14 protein-coding genes are annotated in these 16,329 nt (G+C 57.2%); 8 read left to right on the top strand and 6 right to left on the bottom strand.

Annotated features, from left to right (window positions below; all coding sequences use genetic code 11):
* Positions 1 to 105 precede the first annotated feature (105 nt).
* The 3 genes from ABJD00_RS06815 (at position 106) to ABJD00_RS06805 (ending at position 4,826) form a co-directional block, all read left to right on the top strand.
* Positions 106 to 1,152, top strand: coding sequence for an ABC transporter permease (locus ABJD00_RS06815; protein WP_413831328.1), 1,047 nt, complete (start codon positions 106 to 108; stop codon positions 1,150 to 1,152).
* Positions 1,153 to 1,167: 15 nt separating this feature from the next.
* Positions 1,168 to 2,640: an ABC transporter permease gene (locus ABJD00_RS06810; RefSeq protein WP_413831326.1), complete on the top strand. Its 1,473-nt coding sequence runs from the start codon at positions 1,168 to 1,170 to the stop codon at positions 2,638 to 2,640.
* Between the two features lie 98 nt (positions 2,641 to 2,738).
* Entirely contained in the window at positions 2,739 to 4,826 is a 2,088-nt protein-coding gene (locus ABJD00_RS06805; protein ID WP_413831324.1) for a dipeptide ABC transporter ATP-binding protein, read from the top strand.
* Here ABJD00_RS06805 and ABJD00_RS06800 read toward each other — a convergent pair.
* Together ABJD00_RS06800 and ABJD00_RS06795 are read right to left on the bottom strand one after the other, a co-directional pair.
* A complete protein-coding gene (locus tag ABJD00_RS06800) occupies positions 4,807 to 5,322 on the bottom strand; it encodes a hypothetical protein (RefSeq protein ID WP_413831322.1) in 516 nt (171 codons plus the stop codon). The genes ABJD00_RS06805 and ABJD00_RS06800 overlap by 20 nt on opposite strands.
* Positions 5,323 to 5,494: 172 nt before the next feature.
* A complete protein-coding gene (locus tag ABJD00_RS06795) occupies positions 5,495 to 6,082 on the bottom strand; it encodes a lytic transglycosylase domain-containing protein (RefSeq protein WP_413831320.1) in 588 nt (195 codons plus the stop codon).
* A gap of 172 nt (positions 6,083 to 6,254) precedes the next feature.
* Between ABJD00_RS06795 and ssb the strand changes: the two genes are divergently transcribed.
* Positions 6,255 to 6,743, top strand: coding sequence for a single-stranded DNA-binding protein (gene ssb, locus ABJD00_RS06790; RefSeq protein WP_413831318.1), 489 nt, complete (start codon positions 6,255 to 6,257; stop codon positions 6,741 to 6,743).
* A 116-nt stretch (positions 6,744 to 6,859) separates the two neighbouring features.
* Here the strand turns inward: ssb and aroB are convergent, their stop codons facing one another.
* Both aroB and ABJD00_RS06780 read right to left on the bottom strand, forming a co-directional pair.
* Complete coding sequence (aroB, locus tag ABJD00_RS06785; RefSeq protein ID WP_413831573.1) at positions 6,860 to 7,972, bottom strand: 3-dehydroquinate synthase; 1,113 nt, start codon at positions 7,970 to 7,972, stop codon at positions 6,860 to 6,862.
* Positions 7,965 to 8,561, bottom strand: a complete 597-nt coding sequence (locus tag ABJD00_RS06780) for a shikimate kinase (RefSeq protein ID WP_413831316.1) — start codon at positions 8,559 to 8,561, stop codon at positions 7,965 to 7,967. The genes aroB and ABJD00_RS06780 overlap by 8 nt, the downstream gene beginning before the upstream one ends.
* A 93-nt stretch (positions 8,562 to 8,654) precedes the next feature.
* Here ABJD00_RS06780 and ABJD00_RS06775 point away from each other — a divergent pair, with 93 nt between their 5' ends.
* The 4 genes from ABJD00_RS06775 (at position 8,655) to ABJD00_RS06760 (ending at position 12,724) form a co-directional block, all read left to right on the top strand.
* The gene (locus tag ABJD00_RS06775) at positions 8,655 to 8,804 is read left to right on the top strand and encodes a hypothetical protein (RefSeq protein ID WP_413831314.1); all 150 of its coding nucleotides are present in this window, start codon (positions 8,655 to 8,657) and stop codon (positions 8,802 to 8,804) included.
* 10 nt (positions 8,805 to 8,814) lie between these two features.
* The gene (locus tag ABJD00_RS06770) at positions 8,815 to 10,335 is read left to right on the top strand and encodes a hypothetical protein (RefSeq protein WP_413855843.1); all 1,521 of its coding nucleotides are present in this window, start codon (positions 8,815 to 8,817) and stop codon (positions 10,333 to 10,335) included.
* Positions 10,332 to 11,276: a tyrosine recombinase gene (locus ABJD00_RS06765; protein WP_413831310.1), complete on the top strand. Its 945-nt coding sequence runs from the start codon at positions 10,332 to 10,334 to the stop codon at positions 11,274 to 11,276. Before ABJD00_RS06770 ends, ABJD00_RS06765 begins: the two co-directional genes overlap by 4 nt.
* A 137-nt stretch (positions 11,277 to 11,413) precedes the next feature.
* Positions 11,414 to 12,724, top strand: coding sequence for an HlyC/CorC family transporter (locus ABJD00_RS06760; protein WP_413831308.1), 1,311 nt, complete (start codon positions 11,414 to 11,416; stop codon positions 12,722 to 12,724).
* 3 nt (positions 12,725 to 12,727) lie between these two features.
* Here the strand turns inward: ABJD00_RS06760 and ABJD00_RS06755 are convergent, their stop codons facing one another.
* Positions 12,728 to 13,507 (bottom strand): LytTR family DNA-binding domain-containing protein, encoded by a 780-nt coding sequence (locus ABJD00_RS06755; RefSeq protein WP_413831306.1) that lies wholly within the window; start codon positions 13,505 to 13,507, stop codon positions 12,728 to 12,730.
* Between the two features lie 189 nt (positions 13,508 to 13,696).
* Complete coding sequence (locus ABJD00_RS06750; RefSeq protein ID WP_413831304.1) at positions 13,697 to 16,117, bottom strand: GcvT family protein; 2,421 nt, start codon at positions 16,115 to 16,117, stop codon at positions 13,697 to 13,699.
* Positions 16,118 to 16,329: the final 212 nt, after the last annotated feature.

Here is a 16,329-nt window from a genome sequence, read left to right as displayed (position 1 = left end):
CACTGAGCCTAGCAAGGCCGCCAACTGCGAGACGCTTTGAATGTCGTCCGCACTTAAGCCACCGGCAGCAAATAACTGCCTTTAGCCACCAACAGGGGCGATTTTATGGGACTATTCATCCTCAGAAGACTGGGCGTCATGTTGCTGACCGCACTATGCTTGACGTTTCTGGTCTTCTTTTTGACCAACCTCTACCCGAACCTTGAAAAACTCGCCAAGACCCAAGGTAACTTCCGCATGTCGGATGAAGCGGTGTCCAGTTGGCTGGGCAACAGGGGCTATCTGGACAACACCTTTATCAAATATGGGCGTTGGCTGGGGGTCGCGCCGGGCTGGGTGACCGAATCCGCCGAAGGCGTCGTGACGGGGCAGTGTTTTGCTGAAGACGCTCCCGAAGCCGAGCGTCCCACATTCTGCGGCATCTTGCAGGGCGACTGGGGCTATTCATTGGTCTTTAAGGATGAGGTCAGCAGCATTGTTGCGGTCCGGCTTGCCGCGACGGGCAAGCTGATGGGCTTTGTGCTGTTGGTTATGGTGCCGATGGCGCTTTTGGTGGGCGTTTTGGCCGGGATGCGAGAGGGGTCAGGATTGGACCGATCCCTTTCTACATTCTCCATCACGACCACGGCGACGCCTGAATATGTCTCGGGGGTTATCTTTATAGCGGTCTTCGCCTCTTCCGCCTTTGGGCTCAAATGGTTCAAAGGATCGGCCACGCAGGCCATCGAGAATGCAACTTTCGAGAACTTCACCCTGCCCGTGATCACCATTGCGCTTTACGGCATGGGCTATATCGCGCGGATGACGCGGGCGAGCATGACCGAAGTCATGACGGCGCAGTACATTCGAACGGCGCGCCTGAAAGGCGTCAGCTTTGGCAATATCGTCATGAAACACGCGCTGCGCAACGCACTGATTGCACCGTTCACGGTGATCATGCTGCAAATCCCTTGGCTGTTGAACGGTGTAGTGATTGTAGAGACGTTGTTCAACTACAAAGGCTTTGGCTGGTTGCTGGTGCAGGCCGCATCGAACAATGACATCGAACTTCTTCTGGCCGTCTCGGTCGTCTCTGTGGTCGTGGTTCTGATCACGCAGCTGATATCGGATATCGGCTACGTGTTCCTCAATCCACGCATCCGCATTTCTTAAGGGAGGGCCAGACACATGGAACCTTTGACGTGGACAGGGTCGCTCGGCACCATTCTGGACCCGGTGTTGTACGCAGTTGCCGCGATCTTTGTGATCGCACTGGTGGTGCAGATCGTTCTGGGCATTGCATCAGGCGGGGCTCGGGTTGTGACCAACCCTGATGGTACGCTCAGCTCGGCAGGAGGCCCCTACGGGATGTCGACTGCCGCAACAAAGTGGATCGGACTGGCGTTGGTTGTGTTGGTTCTAACCTACATCGTAATGGGCGCAATCACTGGCCCCGGAATGGTCGGGATCGTCGGCGGGATGAGCCAACAGCTGATCCCAGTCTGGATCGCGCTGATCGTCACCTTTGTCGTGTCAATCAAGTTCAAGCGCAAACTGGGCCTTTACGGAAAGTTGTTTGACAGCACTGTCGGCATGATCGGTTTTGCGCTGGTTATGTTCTGGATCTTTGCCGGTGTCATGGCCGGAGTGTTCGACATGATCGTCACACATGACAGCCTTTCACAGGTGTCAGGTATGAAGAACAAGTTGCCGGGTACGCCCCTTAACGGAGCAGAAGAAGGTGAATACGCTTGGTATTTGCTGGGCGGCGACAATCTGGCTCGCGACGTCTTTAGCCGTCTGTTCAAGGGAGCTTGGGTGGTGGTGCAGATCGCACCACTGGCGACGCTCTTTGCCTTCATGGTTGGCATCACGCTTGGCCTGCCTGCTGGGTACTACGGGGGTCGTCTGGACACCATCTTGTCCTTCATGGCCAACCTTATCCTCGCCTTCCCAGTCATCCTGCTGTTCTACCTGCTAGTGACGCCGGAAATCGTGGCAACGGGTATCCCAAACTACATGGCAACAGTCTTGTTTATCTTCCCGTTGGTGTTCCTTGGAGTTCTGCTGAATTCGCGGTTTTACACGCAGCCATCTGTGCGCACGCCGCTGCTGATTGTGGTGCTGGGTATAACTGGTTGGATCTACTTGTCGCTGATTTCGACGGACGGCTCGATTGTATCGACACCGACATATGCCATCCCCGGACTGCCAAACGCCATTGACCTCTTCAACATCGAAGCAGGCATTTTGGTGGTGTTTGTGTCTGTGGTATTTGTGAACGCACCTACCGTGTTTCGGATCGTGCGGGGCCTCGCGCTCGACATCAAGACCCGGGACTATGTGGCTGCCGCACAGACTCGTGGCGAGGGTCCTTGGTACATCATGCTGTGGGAGATCCTGCCTAACGCCCGCGGACCGCTGATCGTCGATTTCTGTCTGCGGATTGGTTACACCACGATCCTTTTGGGTACTTTGGGCTTCTTTGGATTGGGCCTCGAAAGCGAGAGCCCGGATTGGGGCACAACGATCAATGCAGGCCGTCGTCTGCTGTCGATCTATCCCCATGCGGCCATCGCCCCTGCCTTGTCTTTGCTGACATTGGTGCTGGGTTTGAACCTGCTTGCTGATGGCTTGCGCGAAGAAAGTCTGAAGGACTGAGTTTAACCGGCCGGTCCGGGGGGCAGTCCCCGGACCCCCGCGGTATTTTTGGCCAGAAGAAGTCCAAACGGACTCAAGACTGGCAGGGAGAATGTAGAATGGCGAAACTGGACTATGACGGACCAATCCTTGAGATCGACAAGCTGTCGATTTCATTCTTCACGCGCTTGCGCGAAATCCCGGCGGTCATGGACTTTTCGGTCACTGTGCAACCCGGTGAAGCCGTGGGGCTGGTTGGCGAATCCGGATGCGGGAAGTCTACTGTGGCTCTGGGCGTCATGCAGGACCTTGGAAAGAACGGACGCATCGTTGGCGGGTCGATCAAGTTCAAGGGCCGCGATCTGCAGGAAATGAGTGCCGACGAGTTGCGCGACATTCGCGGATCAGAGATCGCTATGATCTATCAGGAGCCCATGGCCTCCCTGAACCCGGCGATGAAGATCGGAAAGCAGCTGATGGAAGTGCCCATGATCCACGCGGGCATGAACGAAAAAGATGCCTATGATCGTGCCCTGCAAGTGGTCACGGACGTCAAGCTGCCTGATCCCAAGCGTATCCTGAATTCGTTTCCACACCAGCTGTCAGGCGGTCAACAGCAGCGGATCGTCATCGCGATGGCGCTGATGTCTGAACCGTCCCTGTTGATCCTTGATGAGCCCACCACCGCATTGGACGTGACCGTCGAGGCCGCTGTGGTCGAACTGGTAAAGGATCTGGGCAAAAAGTACGGCACTTCGATGCTATTCATTTCTCACAACCTTGGTCTGGTTCTGGAAACCTGCGACCGCATTTGCGTGATGTATTCGGGTGAGGCGGTCGAACGCGGCTCTATTGAGCAGGTGTTTGACGATATGCAACACCCTTACACCCAAGCGCTGTTCCGCTCGATCCCGTTGCCGGGCGCGGACAAAAACGCCCGCCCGCTGGTCGCCATTCCCGGCAACTTTCCCCTGCCCCACGAACGCCCCCCGGGCTGTAACTTTGGTCCGCGTTGCGACTACTTTCAAGATGGGCTGTGCAACGAAGACAAGGCCATATCGATGTATCCGGCCAATGACGACGGCAGCCACGAATCCCGTTGTCTTAAGTTCAAGGAAATCGACTGGCAGGCGCCACTGGAACTGGCCGACGTTAAAACCAAAGGCGAGGTCGGTGATGTTGTCATCAAGATGGACAACCTCAAGAAGTACTATGAGGTGGCAGCATCGGCCTTGTTCTCTTCCGGAGAAAAGAAGGTGGTCAAAGCCAACGAAACCTTGAGTTTTGAGGCCCGCGAGTCAGAGACCCTCGCCATCGTCGGCGAGTCTGGCTGCGGCAAGTCCACATTTGCCAAGGTGTTGATGGGGCTTGAGACAGCGACCGAAGGCACGATCACCCTGGGCAACAAACAAATTCAGGACATCCCGATCGAGGATCGCGATACGCAGACCGTGGCGGACGTGCAGATGGTGTTCCAGAACCCGTTCGATACGCTGAACCCGTCCATGACAGTGGGCCGCCAGATCGTGCGCGCCCTGGAGATCTTCAAGGTAGGCAAGAACGAGGCCGAGCGCTGGCAGCGCATGCTGGAACTGCTTGATCTAGTGAAATTGCCCCGCGCCTTTGCCACGCGCATGCCGCGTCAGTTGTCAGGTGGTCAGAAGCAACGTGTGGGGATTGCGCGTGCCTTTGCCGGCGATGCCAAGATTGTTGTGGCCGACGAGCCTGTGTCAGCATTGGACGTTTCTGTACAGGCGGCTGTGACTGATCTGCTGATGGAGATTCAGCGCGAGCACAAAACAACCCTGCTGTTTATCTCTCACGACTTGTCGATTGTCCGCTATCTCAGCGACCGGGTCATGGTGATGTATCTGGGCCATGTGGTTGAATTGGGCACCACCGATCAGGTGTTCTCGCCCCCTTATCATCCATATACCGAAGCGCTCTTGTCGGCCGTGCCAATTGCGGACACCAAGGTTGAAAAGCAACACATCGTGCTTGAAGGCGACATCCCATCGGCGATGAATCCGCCCCCCGGATGTCCGTTCCAAACGCGCTGTCGTTGGAAATCAGAGGTGCCTGGAGGTTTGTGCGAGCAAGAGGTGCCGCCGGTGCGTCAACTGGCTGAAGGCCATCAGGTTAAATGCCATCTGGCAGACGACATCCTTGCGCGCATGGAGCCTGTGATCAAAATTGCGGCTGAGTAGCGGCCGCCTCGTTCACCACATCGCTCGCGGCAGTATAGGCGCCAACATATTCCCAGAAACCGGGTATGATGATGAATTCGATCACATACCGGACCTCGACGTGGTTGGCGGCGAGAACCCCAACTGTGTAGAATATCCAGAACTGCAACAGGCGCTTCGCTGTGCGGCTGAAGATCAGAGACATGAGGAAACCGACCGGCCCAATCGCGCATGCGCCGGCATAAGCTGCGAGCTGATAATCGGACATGAAAAGCCCCTGAAGGGTCAACCAATCCAGCGACAGAATATAAAGAAGACCAAGGTTCTGCGCAAATAACGCCCCGGCGACGCCGCCCGCCAGACCACCGATGACGATCATATCAAGGTGAATCCGTCGTTTTTTCCCAGACCTGTTCACGAGCCCACGCTTTTGGACAATAACGTCGCTCGCGTTCTTGACCTTGCCAGAGTTGATGCGCGCGACGCGCTCGTCAAATGTGGATTGTCCGGGTTTCATTGCTCTGCTCGCTGTCTGTTTGGTTTGTCGTTTAACCAAACGCCGTGGCGACACTGAGGCGAAACCTGCGCTTTTTAGAGAGCAAAGCCGGGCCATCATCAAAAATGCGCAATGCCAAAAACCCGGTGAACACAACGCAACTTGAATGGAAAACCCTGAACGGCGCAGAGGCCTAGCCGCCCCAGATCACCCGTACATAGTTGCGAGTTTCTTGGTAAGGCGGCACGCCATTGTGCTTTTTTACGGCACCCGGTCCAGCATTGTAGGCCGCAAGAGCCAACCGCCAACTTCCAAAGGTCTGGTATTGCTGCCTGAGGTATCTCGCGCCGCCGTCGAGGTTTTCGTGCGGGTCTTTGCGATCCACTCCCAGTCCACGGGCAGTGGAGGGCATCAATTGGGCCAAACCATAGGCCCCTTTGAGTGATCGTGCCTTGGGGTTCCAACCAGATTCCTGTTGTACCAGTCGCAGGAACAGATCAACCGGAACGCCGTGGCGTTTTGCGGCATCCTTGGCCACCGCCAGATAAGGCCCCTTATATGAACCCCGGAATTTCGGGCTTTCCCCATCCCATTTGGTTGGGGTGACAACCTTGGGCGGCTTCAATCTGACAGAGTTATTATATTGTTCAGATGCGCGGGAATCGAGGATTCTGGTTTGCGAGCTAAACAGCTTGCTGCGGTTCTTGGTCGACAACGTCTGTGCCGCAGCACTTTGCACAACCAGAGCCACCAAAATGGCTACTGCCCAAACAGCCTGCATCGTTAATCCACACCCCGGTTGACAAGCTTAACGCCTTTGTCCGGACTATATACTCATTTTTGGCCCTTAATCCAGCCTGATGCGGTTTAAGCTTCCATTAACCATGTGTAGTCTAGCCAGAACCGTGCAGCTGTCCGGAATCAGCAGCGCACAAGCCACGAAGGGGAAGAACATGGCAGGGTCCGTCAACAAGGTCATTTTGATCGGCAATCTGGGGCGTGACCCCGAAGTGCGCACGTTTCAGAACGGTGGCAAAGTGTGCAACCTGCGCATTGCAACGTCCGAAACGTGGAAAGACCGCAACACGGGTGAGCGCAAAGAGCGGACCGAATGGCACTCCGTTGCCATCTTTTCAGAGCCACTGGCGCGCGTAGCAGAACAGTACCTGCGCAAAGGTTCCAAGGTCTACATCGAGGGTCAGCTTGAGACCCGCAAGTGGCAGGATCAATCGGGTCAGGATAAGTATTCGACGGAAGTGGTGCTGCGCCCTTATCGTTCTGAACTGACTATGCTGGATGGTCGTGACGGCGGCGGTGGCGGTGGTGGCGGCAACTTTGGTGGCGGCGGCGGCGCGGATCAGATGGGCTATGATAATCGTGGTGGCGGTGGTTCGCCTAGCCCGGTCCCTTCACGTGATCTGGATGACGAAATCCCGTTCTAAGCGTACCGGATTTGACAAATTATTAGGGCTGGGAACCGAAATGGTTTCCAGCCCTTTTTCTTGCAAGCTTGTGGTTTATGAACCGTTTCCTGCCGAAAAAAACGTGGCACCCGTGTTTAGTTGCCTCTCAGCGCATCCTGTAGAACGCCTAAAACAACATCGCGCGGAACATCCGACGTCACAAAGGCGTCTCCAATCCCACGGGCGAGCACAAAATTGAGTGTGCCTGCGACCACCTTCTTGTCCTGCCCCATAAGGTTCAGCAACGCCTCTGCCCCCGGCAAGTCGCCGGGGATGTCCGCTAGGTCTGTCTTCATACCCATGGCCTTCAAATGCGCACGCACCCGGCTTGGGCTTTCCTGGCTGCAAAAACCGAGGCGTGCAGACAGCTCATAAGCCAGCCCACACCCGATCGCGACGCCCTCACCATGAAGCAGCCGGTCCGAATAGCCCGTAGCCGCTTCAAGCGCATGACAAAACGTATGACCAAGGTTCAGGAGCGCGCGCTCGCCTTGCTCTGTCTCGTCCCGCGTAACGATCTCGGCCTTCATCTCGACGGATCTTTTAACAGCCGCCACGCGCAGGCTCATGTCGCCTGCGGCCATAGCAGGTGCGTGTTCCTCAAGCCATTCAAAGAACACGGAATCGCCAAGCAGCCCGTATTTCATCACCTCGCCGTAACCTGCAAGAAAATCTCGAGGCGCAAGAGTCGACAACGTATCTGTGTCCGCCAGAACCAGACTGGGCTGATGAAACGCCCCAGCGAGGTTTTTACCCTGTGACGTATTGATCCCAGTCTTGCCCCCGACAGAGCTGTCAACCTGCGCGAGCAATGACGTAGGCACCTGAACAAACCGCACGCCGCGACGCAGAATGGCACAGGCAAAGCCGACCAGATCGCCAATCACACCGCCTCCAAGAGCCACAACCACGTCGCGCCGCTCAATCTTTTGATCGAGCAGCCATTCAGTAACTTGTTCCAGATGTGCCCAGCCTTTTGTCGCCTCGCCCGGGGGCAGTTCCAAAACCACAGAATCAATGCCGACAGCACTCAACCCGGCCCGAAGCGCTTCCAGATGAAGCGCCGCAACACGGGTCTCGGTGACCACAGCCACGCGCAGACGGGGCAAAAGCGGCTGAATAAGTGCGCCGGCCTCGGCCATCAATCCAGGCCCGATCAGAACATCATAGGCCCGCGCACCCAAGGGGACATGTACAGTCTCACGCATCATGGGCCTCCAATACGTCAGGTCTGTCGGCCACAAGCTTTGCAATCACCCGATTCACCATTTCTTCAATGCTCAGATTGGGCAATGACACCACCGTCACATCCGCCATCGCGTAAAGTGGCACCCGTGCGGCGTATATCTCCGCAAGAGTAGCCCGGGGTTTAGGCGTGCGCAGCAGCGGGCGTGTGTCCTTGTGACGAACGCGCTGCCACAGCAGATCAAGATCGGCGTTGAGCCAGACCGACACGCCACTTTCCGAGATGTTTTCGCGGTTTTCCTGTGCCAGAAATGCGCCGCCGCCTGTCGAAAGCACACACCGTTTCGTGTCCAGAAGTCGCGAAATCACCTGCGTCTCCTTGCTGCGAAAAAACGGCTCTCCGTCTCTCTCGAATATCTCGGGCACTGTGCGGCTGGCAGCAGCCTCGATCTCGGCATCGCTGTCCAGAAATGGAACACCAATGCGCTGCGCAAGGGCGCGCCCCACGGCCGTTTTGCCGGCCCCCATCATCCCCACCATCACAATGGTCTTTTTCAAATGATAGGGAGTGTCCAGCGTTGGGTGTGACTGATTTTGCTGTTTTTCGCTCATTATCGTGTCAATGACGTGATTTTCAGAAAAAGGCCATATATGCTTTGCAGCAAAACAAGAATTCGCTCAAACGACATCGAGGCAGTAAAATCCATGGGCCGACTTATCAAGCTGTTGATCTATCTGGTGATCATTGGGTTTATTGGCCTTGTGGGCTATGCCTATGTCGGCGAATACTTTGGCGCCAATTTTTCGCCGCCTCAGGACGAGGTACGCGTGCCTGTGACCCTTGATGCCGACTAGAATACGACATTTGGTATCTGCGTTGGCCGCGATGGCCGCCACATCAGGGTTCGCGCAAGAACAGCCGGAAGCAGCACCATTGAGTGTTATCGACTGGCTGGAGGGGCAAGCTATCCTGCCTACGGCGTTGCCTCTTGACGAACCGAATATCGCCGCATCGGGTACTATTCCCGACGTCACAGTGCGCCCGTTAGGTACATCGGCCCCCAAACGAGTCGGTCTGGCCCCACCCAACATCACCGGTCTGCCAGATACGCTGTGGTCTGGCAGTAACGGCGATGCCTGGGCGCAAGTAATAGCGCAGATGCCGGTTGCCAAGCTGCCCGCGCTCCAGTCGTTGTTGTTCACTTTGCTTCTGGCCGAAGCGGCACCGCCACCCACCAAGATGGATGCCTTTGATCTGGCACGCGTGGATGCGCTTTTTGCGCTTGGCGCACTCGACCCGGCACTGGCGCTGCTGGATCAGGCGGGCCCAGAAGCTTCACCCGCCCATTTCGCCCGTTTCATGGACATGTCGCTGCTGGCAGGCACGTCTGCAATGGCGTGTGCAATCCTGCGCGCCCGCATCGATCTGTCACCGGGCAAGGCCTATGAAGTCTTTTGTGCGGCTCGCGCAGGGGACTGGAGCACCGCCGCCCTGCAACTTGTCACTGGGCGGGTTCTTGGGTTGATCGACGCCTCCACAGTTGCGGCGCTCGAACGGTTCCTTGATCCTGACCTGTTTGAAGGCGAACCACCCCTGCCCGTTCCCACGTCTCGCAATCCGTTGATGTTCCGCCTGTTCGAGGCGAACGGAACACCGATCCCGACGCGGACCTGGCCGTTGCCTTATGCGAATGCTGATCTGTCTGACACGGTTGGCTGGAAGTCACAGATTGAGGCGGCTGAACGCCTTGCCCGTACCGGTGCACTGCCGGACAACCGCCTGCTGGGCCTTTACACACAACGGCGCCCCGCAGCTTCGGGCGGTGTCTGGAACCGTGTCGAAGCGTTACAACAGTTCGAAACGGCTCTACGCACAGGCAGCCCGGCGGCGGTGTCCAAGACGTTGCCTCAGGCGTGGCAAGCCATGCGCGACGCCCATCTTGCCGTCCCGTTCGCAACGCTGTTTGCCGAGGAGTTGAGCAAGATGACCCTGAGCGGGCGTGCCGCCGATGTCGCGTTTGAGGTATTGCTGCTGTCGCCGGACTACGAACGTGCGGCCCAAATCTTCCCCGCTCGCGCACTGCGCCATCCGGCGCTGGCCGCTGTTGCGGCCGGTGGTGGGACAGTGAATACGGAAGTCGATGGCATTGCTGCTGCCGTCCTGGCCGCCTTTGGCGAAGCCCCGTCTGATCCCCAGATTGTTAGTCGCGCGCAAGGGGGCGCTTTGGGTGCTGCCTTGTTGGAAACTCTCGCACTCACCCTTGAGGGCGCCCAAGGCGATGTTGCACGCCTGACTACGGGGCTGGCCACCCTGCGCGCACTCGGGCTTGAGGATGCGGCGCGCCGCACCGCCTTACAGGTCATGTTGCTCGAGGACACCCCATGAGCGACACTTGGATCCCCACTTTTCTTGAGGCGCAAGCCGCCGAACTGGGAGCGGCGCGCAACACACTGCTGGCTTATGGGCGCGACCTGATCGACGCACAAAGCTGGCTTGCTGGTCGAAACCTTAGTTTTGCTGACGCTACACAGTCCGACATCGAAGGCTATCTGATCCATTGCGACGCGCAAGGACTCGCCAAATCCACCCGCGCCCGGCGCCTGTCCGCGATCAAGCAATTGTTCCGCTTTGCGTTTGAAGAAGGCTGGCGTACTGAAAACCCGGCCATTCAGATCGCTAGCCCCGGGCAGGACAAGCGCCTGCCCAAAACGCTGGACGAGGCCGAAGTGGATCGACTGTTGGAGGCTGCCCGCGAATTCGGACGCAACGCTCATGACAAGGCGCGGGACACCTGTCTGATGCAATTGCTCTATGCCACAGGCATGCGGGTGACTGAGCTTGTCAGCTTGCCCGTCAGTTCGGCGAGGGGTGATCCGCAGATGCTATTGATCCTTGGCAAAGGCGGCAAAGAACGCATGGTGCCCTTATCGCCCCCTGCGCGTGCCGCTTTGGCCACGTGGATTACCGTGCGTGATGAGGTTCAACAACTGGCGCAAGACAAAGGCGCGACCCCTTCCCGCTTTCTATTTCCGTCGCGCGGCGTAACCGGGCACCTGACCCGACACTGGTTTTATGCCCGCATTAAGGCGCTTGCCACCCACGGATCTGTAGCTTCGGACAAGGTAACGCCGCACACGTTGCGCCATGCCTTTGCCACCCATTTGCTGGCGGGTGGAGCTGATCTGCGCGCCATCCAGACAATGCTGGGGCATGCAGATGTGGCGACAACCGAAATCTATACTCATGTGGTCGATGAGCGGCTGACCCAACTGGTAATGGATCACCATCCCCTGACCAAGACAGACACACGCGAAGAAGCGGACTGACGCGGCTCAAGCTCCGCGCAAACATGTCACCCAATTTCGATACATGCATACACAATGCGCCAGCGCAGCCCTGATCCCTTGATTGCGGAGCGCCCCGCCCCCATAACCCTGTCCTGATCAAAGGAAAACGACGACACATGGACGACCCGAGTTCTATTTTCGATGCCGCCTTCTGGACCACCGCCGGGGTGATCCTATTTCTGTTGGTGCTGTCGGGGTTCTTTTCCGGTTCTGAAACCGCTCTAACGGCAGCCTCGCGGGGCAAGTTGCGCACTCAAGCGGACAAAGGATCCAAGGGCGCGCAACGCGCTCTCGACATTACCGAAGACAACGAACGGCTGATTGGCTCTGTCCTGCTGGGCAACAACCTCGTGAACATTCTGGCCGCATCTTTAGCCACAAGCCTCTTCACCCGCGCCTTTGGGGAGAGCGGCGTGGCACTGGCTACGCTGGTGATGACTTTGCTTGTGCTCATCTTTGCCGAAGTCCTGCCGAAAACCTACGCGATCACCAATTCCGAAAGTGCGGCCTCCATGGTGTCGCGCCCGATTTCACTGGTGGTCACCATCTTTTCGCCCATCGTCGCTGCCGTACGGTTGCTGGTCCGTGGACTACTCCGCCTGTTTGGGCTGCAAATTGACCCCGACAGCCACATCATGGCCGTGCGGGAAGAGATCGCAGGCGCGCTCCAACTGGGCCATTCCGAGGGGGTGGTAGAGAAAGAAGACCGTGACAGGATCCTCGGCGCCCTCGATTTGGGGGACCGAACTGTCGAAGAGATCATGCTGCATCGCTCTGGCATTGAGATGATCAATGCCGATGACGACCCGCAGGTCATTCTTGAACAGTGCCTGAAGTCGAGCCACACCCGCCTACCCGTCTATCGCGAGGAACAGGAAAACATAACTGGCGTGATCCATGCCAAGGATCTGCTGCGCGCGATGTACGGCGTCGTGGGTGGCCCGGATGGGGATGCCACGGCGTTGCGCTCCTTTGACATCACAGCAGTCGCGATGCCGCCGTACTTTGTGCCGGAAACCACAACGCTGGACGAACAGATGCGTCAATTCCTTCGCATCCGCAGCCACTTTGCGCTGGTTGTGGATGAGTATGGGACCTTGCAGGGCCTCATTACGCTCGAAGACATTCTGGAAGAGATCGTGGGCGAAATCACAGACGAGTTTGACCCCGATGGCGATCAGCCCGTGATTCAAAGCGAAGACGGCCACTATTTCGTGGATGGTTCGACCACCATTCGCGACCTGAACAGGGCGACGGACTGGAACCTGCCAGATGAAGAAGCAAACACAGTTGCAGGCCTTGTTATTCATGAGGCGCAAATGATCCCGACTGTGGGTCAGGTGTTCAGCTTCCACGGCTTTCGGTTTGAAGTACGCGAGCGGGAAGGCAATCGGATTACTATGTTGCGGATTACGGCGCTGGAATAGTCGTCAGGCCGCAGTAGCGGTAGCGTTCCTTGCCTCGATCCACGCGCGGACTTCGTCCAACCGCCCGCGCGCGACCGGTATCTTGGATCCACAGATCAGACGCAACTTTCGCCCGCTCAAAGTTTCCACATAGCGCCGGGAGACCCAATGGGATCGGTGTGTCTGAATGCCATCTTCTGGGGTGACCTGCTCCAGAAAGGTCGACATCCGTTCGCGGATCACTTCGCTGCCGGTCTCGTTGTGAATTTCCAGAAAGTGCTCTGCCGCCTTGACCCTAGCGATGTCTGACAACAGAAAACGGTGCCCAGCCAGTGTGACCCATCTCTGGTGCTGGCTTTTTCGTGTGCGTTCGCGCTGGGCCGGGATCAGCCATAACAAGGCCACAGTTTCGAAAACGTGGGCAACCAGAACGTTTCTCACGTTCATTTGCCACGTCATCACACTGAACAGGTCGCGATGCGGTTCAAACAACTTGGTCAGGATTGCACACGATGCATATGTACTCGCAAGCACCAACGGACTGGACAGCAAGACGAGCGGGATCGCCTTGCCGAACATGCGGTGCCACATCTTGCCTGTCAGCTTCGAATACAGATCCGATGTCATTATGTAGATGAAAAGCGCGATAACCCAGAACGCCATGCGGACGCCAAAGCTATCGAACTGCGGCAAGGTTACCGGATGTCCTGTGGACATGACCAAAAAGGCGACCAAGAGCAAAAGCCACATCTGCCAGGAGCGGTAAAGCTCGTGCATTTCGCGCAACGTAAAATGCGTGATCATGCCATTCGAGACATAAACGTGCACTTTATGATCAGGAGCCTTCGAAAATATTCTTAACGCTACCATACTAGTCGAAACGGAGTAAACGTAGCGCGACGGCCTGATCGGGGTGCGGCGCGGCGACATTTTCGGTATCAGTTACAGGCCTGAAACCATTAACTCATTTCGCTGCGCTGCATCCCGCCCGCACTATCCGCGAAGCCGTTTTCCGTCTGCATCAAAGGGCGGAGTGTCAAGTATAGTGGCCTTATGGGGCCGTCCCAGAACCATCACGTCCACCCGATCGCCAGGCCCAACACCTTTGACATAGGCCAGTGCAAGGCTCATCCCCACGGTGTACCCATAGGCACCGGACGTCACACGCCCCACGCCATTGTTACCAGAGAATACCGGCTCTCCCCCTGTTGCATCCGCGCCAGACGCGTCTGTATCCGTTTCATCCAGATGCAAAAGAACCAATGATTCCCGCGCGGTTTGGGTCAATACCTCGGCGACGGCGTCCTTGTTCAAGAACTCCTTGTCCATCTTGATCAGACGGTCAAGTCCAACCTCCTGAGGCCAATATTCCGGGCTGTATTCCCGGCTCCAGGACCCGTACCCTTTTTCGATACGCAGGCTCATCAGCGCCCGACTACCAACCGGTCCGATGCCCAAATCATGCCCTGCCTCAATGAGGGCCTTATACAGCTGCATCTGATCTTTAGTGGCACAGTGCAACTCCCAACCCAGATCACCCGTAAAGGACACGCGCAAGGCAAGGACCTCGACACCTGCCAGTTCGATGCGAGCTGAACGCATGAAAGGGAAGTCCTCGTTCGCAAGCGACGCATTGGTCATTCGCTGCAACATTGCGCGCGATTGCGGTCCGGCCACGTTGAATCCGCACACCGCTTCAGTGTGGCTTTCGAACGTCGTTCCTACAGGCAACGGCACCTGTTTGAAGAAACGGGCGTGATAGCGTTCGGCCATGCCCGATCCGATGATCCAGAATTCATCGTCGCCCAGTCGGGTGACCGTAAAGTCCCCGGCAATTCCGCCCCGTTTGCTAATCATTGGTGTCAGGCACGACCGGCCCACAAGGTGCGGCATGCGGTTGGCAAAGACTGTGTTCAACCACTCTTCTGCACCCGGACCCTTGCAGACGTATTTGGCAAAGTTGGAGATGTCGATGATGCCGCCTTTGTCCCGCAACATCCGGCATTCTGCACCCACTGGCTCCCACCAGTTCTGGCGCGTGAAACCATCGGTGTCTTCGACTTCAGGTTCATCTGCAAACCAAAGAGGATGCTCCCAGCCATAGTTCAATCCCATAACGGCACCCATGTCGCGCTGCATGCTGTATGCCGGGCGTGCACGCACGGGGCGGCCTGCGGCGCGTTCTTCGTTGGGAAAGTGGATTTTAAACCGATTGGCATATTGGTCGCCCACCCGCGCTTTGGTGAAAGCTTTGCCGGCCCATGCGCCAAACCGCGCCATGTCCCACGCGAACATGTCGTACTTTGTCTCGCCTTCGATGATCCACTGTGCCGCCAGCAAGCCCATACCGCCGGATTGGGAAAACCCGGGGATAATCCCGTTGCAACAGAAATAGCCCGTGAGTTCAGGCACCGGCCCAAACAGCACATTGGAATCTGGTGACCAGATCATCGGCCCGTTGATCACCCGCTTGATTCCGGCGGTGCCAACGACGGGCACCCGACCAATGGCGCGCATCATGTTGTCTTCGATCCGTTCCAAGTCATCTGCAAACAACTCGTGCCCAAAACCCTGCGGCGTGCCTTCTTCAGCCCAGAACCGGTAGTCTTTCTCGTAGGCGCCCACCAAAAGGCCCTTTCCTTCCTGACGCAGGTAGTACTCGCCGTCCCGATCAGCGACAGAGGGCAACCGGCGGTCCATGGCGTCGATCTCGGCGATCGTTTCCGTGACAAAGTACTGGTGTTCGGTGGGCTGAAGGGGCAGTTCGACGCCGGCGAGTGCCGCCACTTCGCGCCCCCAAAGCCCGGCGGCGTTCACCACCCAGGGGGTTGCGATGTCGCCCTTTTCCGTGCGCACGATCCATGTGCCGTCTGCTTGCTGTTCTGTCCCTGTAACGGGGCAAAACCGGATGATTTCAGCACCATTCTGACGCGCACCTGCGGCATAGGCATTGGTTACACCGGAAGGATCCACATTGCCGCCTTCGGGTTCCCACATGATGCAGCGGATGCCATCGAAATCGACGAGTGGATGCAATCGTTCCGCCTCGGTTCGGTCCACCTCGAAAAAGTTCATGTCATAAAGCTTGGCCTTGGCGGCCTGCAGCTTGAGTTGGTGTTCGCGCGCCTCGGTCTGCGCGAGGTAGAGGCTGCCGGGTTGGAAAACGCCGCAACCCTGCCCGGTCTCCTGCTCCAATTCTTTGTACAGGCCCATGGTGTAGTGCTGAATGCGGCTGATATTGGTGCTGTCGTGCAGGCCGTGAATGTTGGCCGCCGCGTGCCATGTGGACCCTGACGTCAACTCGTCTCGTTCCAGCAGAACAACGTCGCTCCACCCGAGTTTCGTGAGGTGATAAAGGATTGAACAACCGATGACGCCGCCACCGATGACGACAGCCTGTGCGTGGGTGCGCATGTCTTAAGTCCGCCTCTGCGTTATGTGCTGCAACGCAAGGTGCGCTCTGACGTTCCCGCACGATAGCCCGCCTGCGACATGTGGCGTCGTTTAACCACTATCGCGCGGGATTAGTTCTTGTGGGTTTCAGCAATTTTGACGCGACCAGATCGGCATTCGCGACACCATGTGTCGCTTTGTGTCGTTCCGCCCATGGGAATTGAGAAATACAC

It is taken from the genome of Tateyamaria sp. (assembly GCF_039945315.1).
Classification (GTDB): domain Bacteria; phylum Pseudomonadota; class Alphaproteobacteria; order Rhodobacterales; family Rhodobacteraceae; genus Tateyamaria.
Note: the sequence above shows the minus strand (reverse complement) of the source record. Positions and strands in the feature narration are given on the sequence as shown.

Bases quoted from the DNA above. Each gene is read 5' to 3' on its own strand.
- ABJD00_RS06815 (WP_413831328.1), top strand. From the start codon at position 106: ATGGGACTATTCATCCTCAGAAGACTGGGCGTCATGTTGCTGACCGCA.
- ABJD00_RS06810 (WP_413831326.1), top strand. From the start codon at position 1,168: ATGGAACCTTTGACGTGGACAGGGTCGCTCGGCACCATTCTGGACCCG.
- ABJD00_RS06805 (WP_413831324.1), top strand. From the start codon at position 2,739: ATGGCGAAACTGGACTATGACGGACCAATCCTTGAGATCGACAAGCTG.
- ABJD00_RS06800 (WP_413831322.1), bottom strand. From the start codon at position 5,322: ATGAAACCCGGACAATCCACATTTGACGAGCGCGTCGCGCGCATCAAC.
- ABJD00_RS06795 (WP_413831320.1), bottom strand. From the start codon at position 6,082: ATGCAGGCTGTTTGGGCAGTAGCCATTTTGGTGGCTCTGGTTGTGCAA.
- ssb (WP_413831318.1), top strand. From the start codon at position 6,255: ATGGCAGGGTCCGTCAACAAGGTCATTTTGATCGGCAATCTGGGGCGT.
- aroB (WP_413831573.1), bottom strand. From the start codon at position 7,972: ATGCGTGAGACTGTACATGTCCCCTTGGGTGCGCGGGCCTATGATGTT.
- ABJD00_RS06780 (WP_413831316.1), bottom strand. From the start codon at position 8,561: ATGAGCGAAAAACAGCAAAATCAGTCACACCCAACGCTGGACACTCCC.
- ABJD00_RS06775 (WP_413831314.1), top strand. From the start codon at position 8,655: ATGGGCCGACTTATCAAGCTGTTGATCTATCTGGTGATCATTGGGTTT.
- ABJD00_RS06765 (WP_413831310.1), top strand. From the start codon at position 10,332: ATGAGCGACACTTGGATCCCCACTTTTCTTGAGGCGCAAGCCGCCGAA.
- ABJD00_RS06760 (WP_413831308.1), top strand. From the start codon at position 11,414: ATGGACGACCCGAGTTCTATTTTCGATGCCGCCTTCTGGACCACCGCC.
- ABJD00_RS06755 (WP_413831306.1), bottom strand. From the start codon at position 13,507: ATGATCACGCATTTTACGTTGCGCGAAATGCACGAGCTTTACCGCTCC.
- ABJD00_RS06750 (WP_413831304.1), bottom strand. From the start codon at position 16,117: ATGCGCACCCACGCACAGGCTGTCGTCATCGGTGGCGGCGTCATCGGT.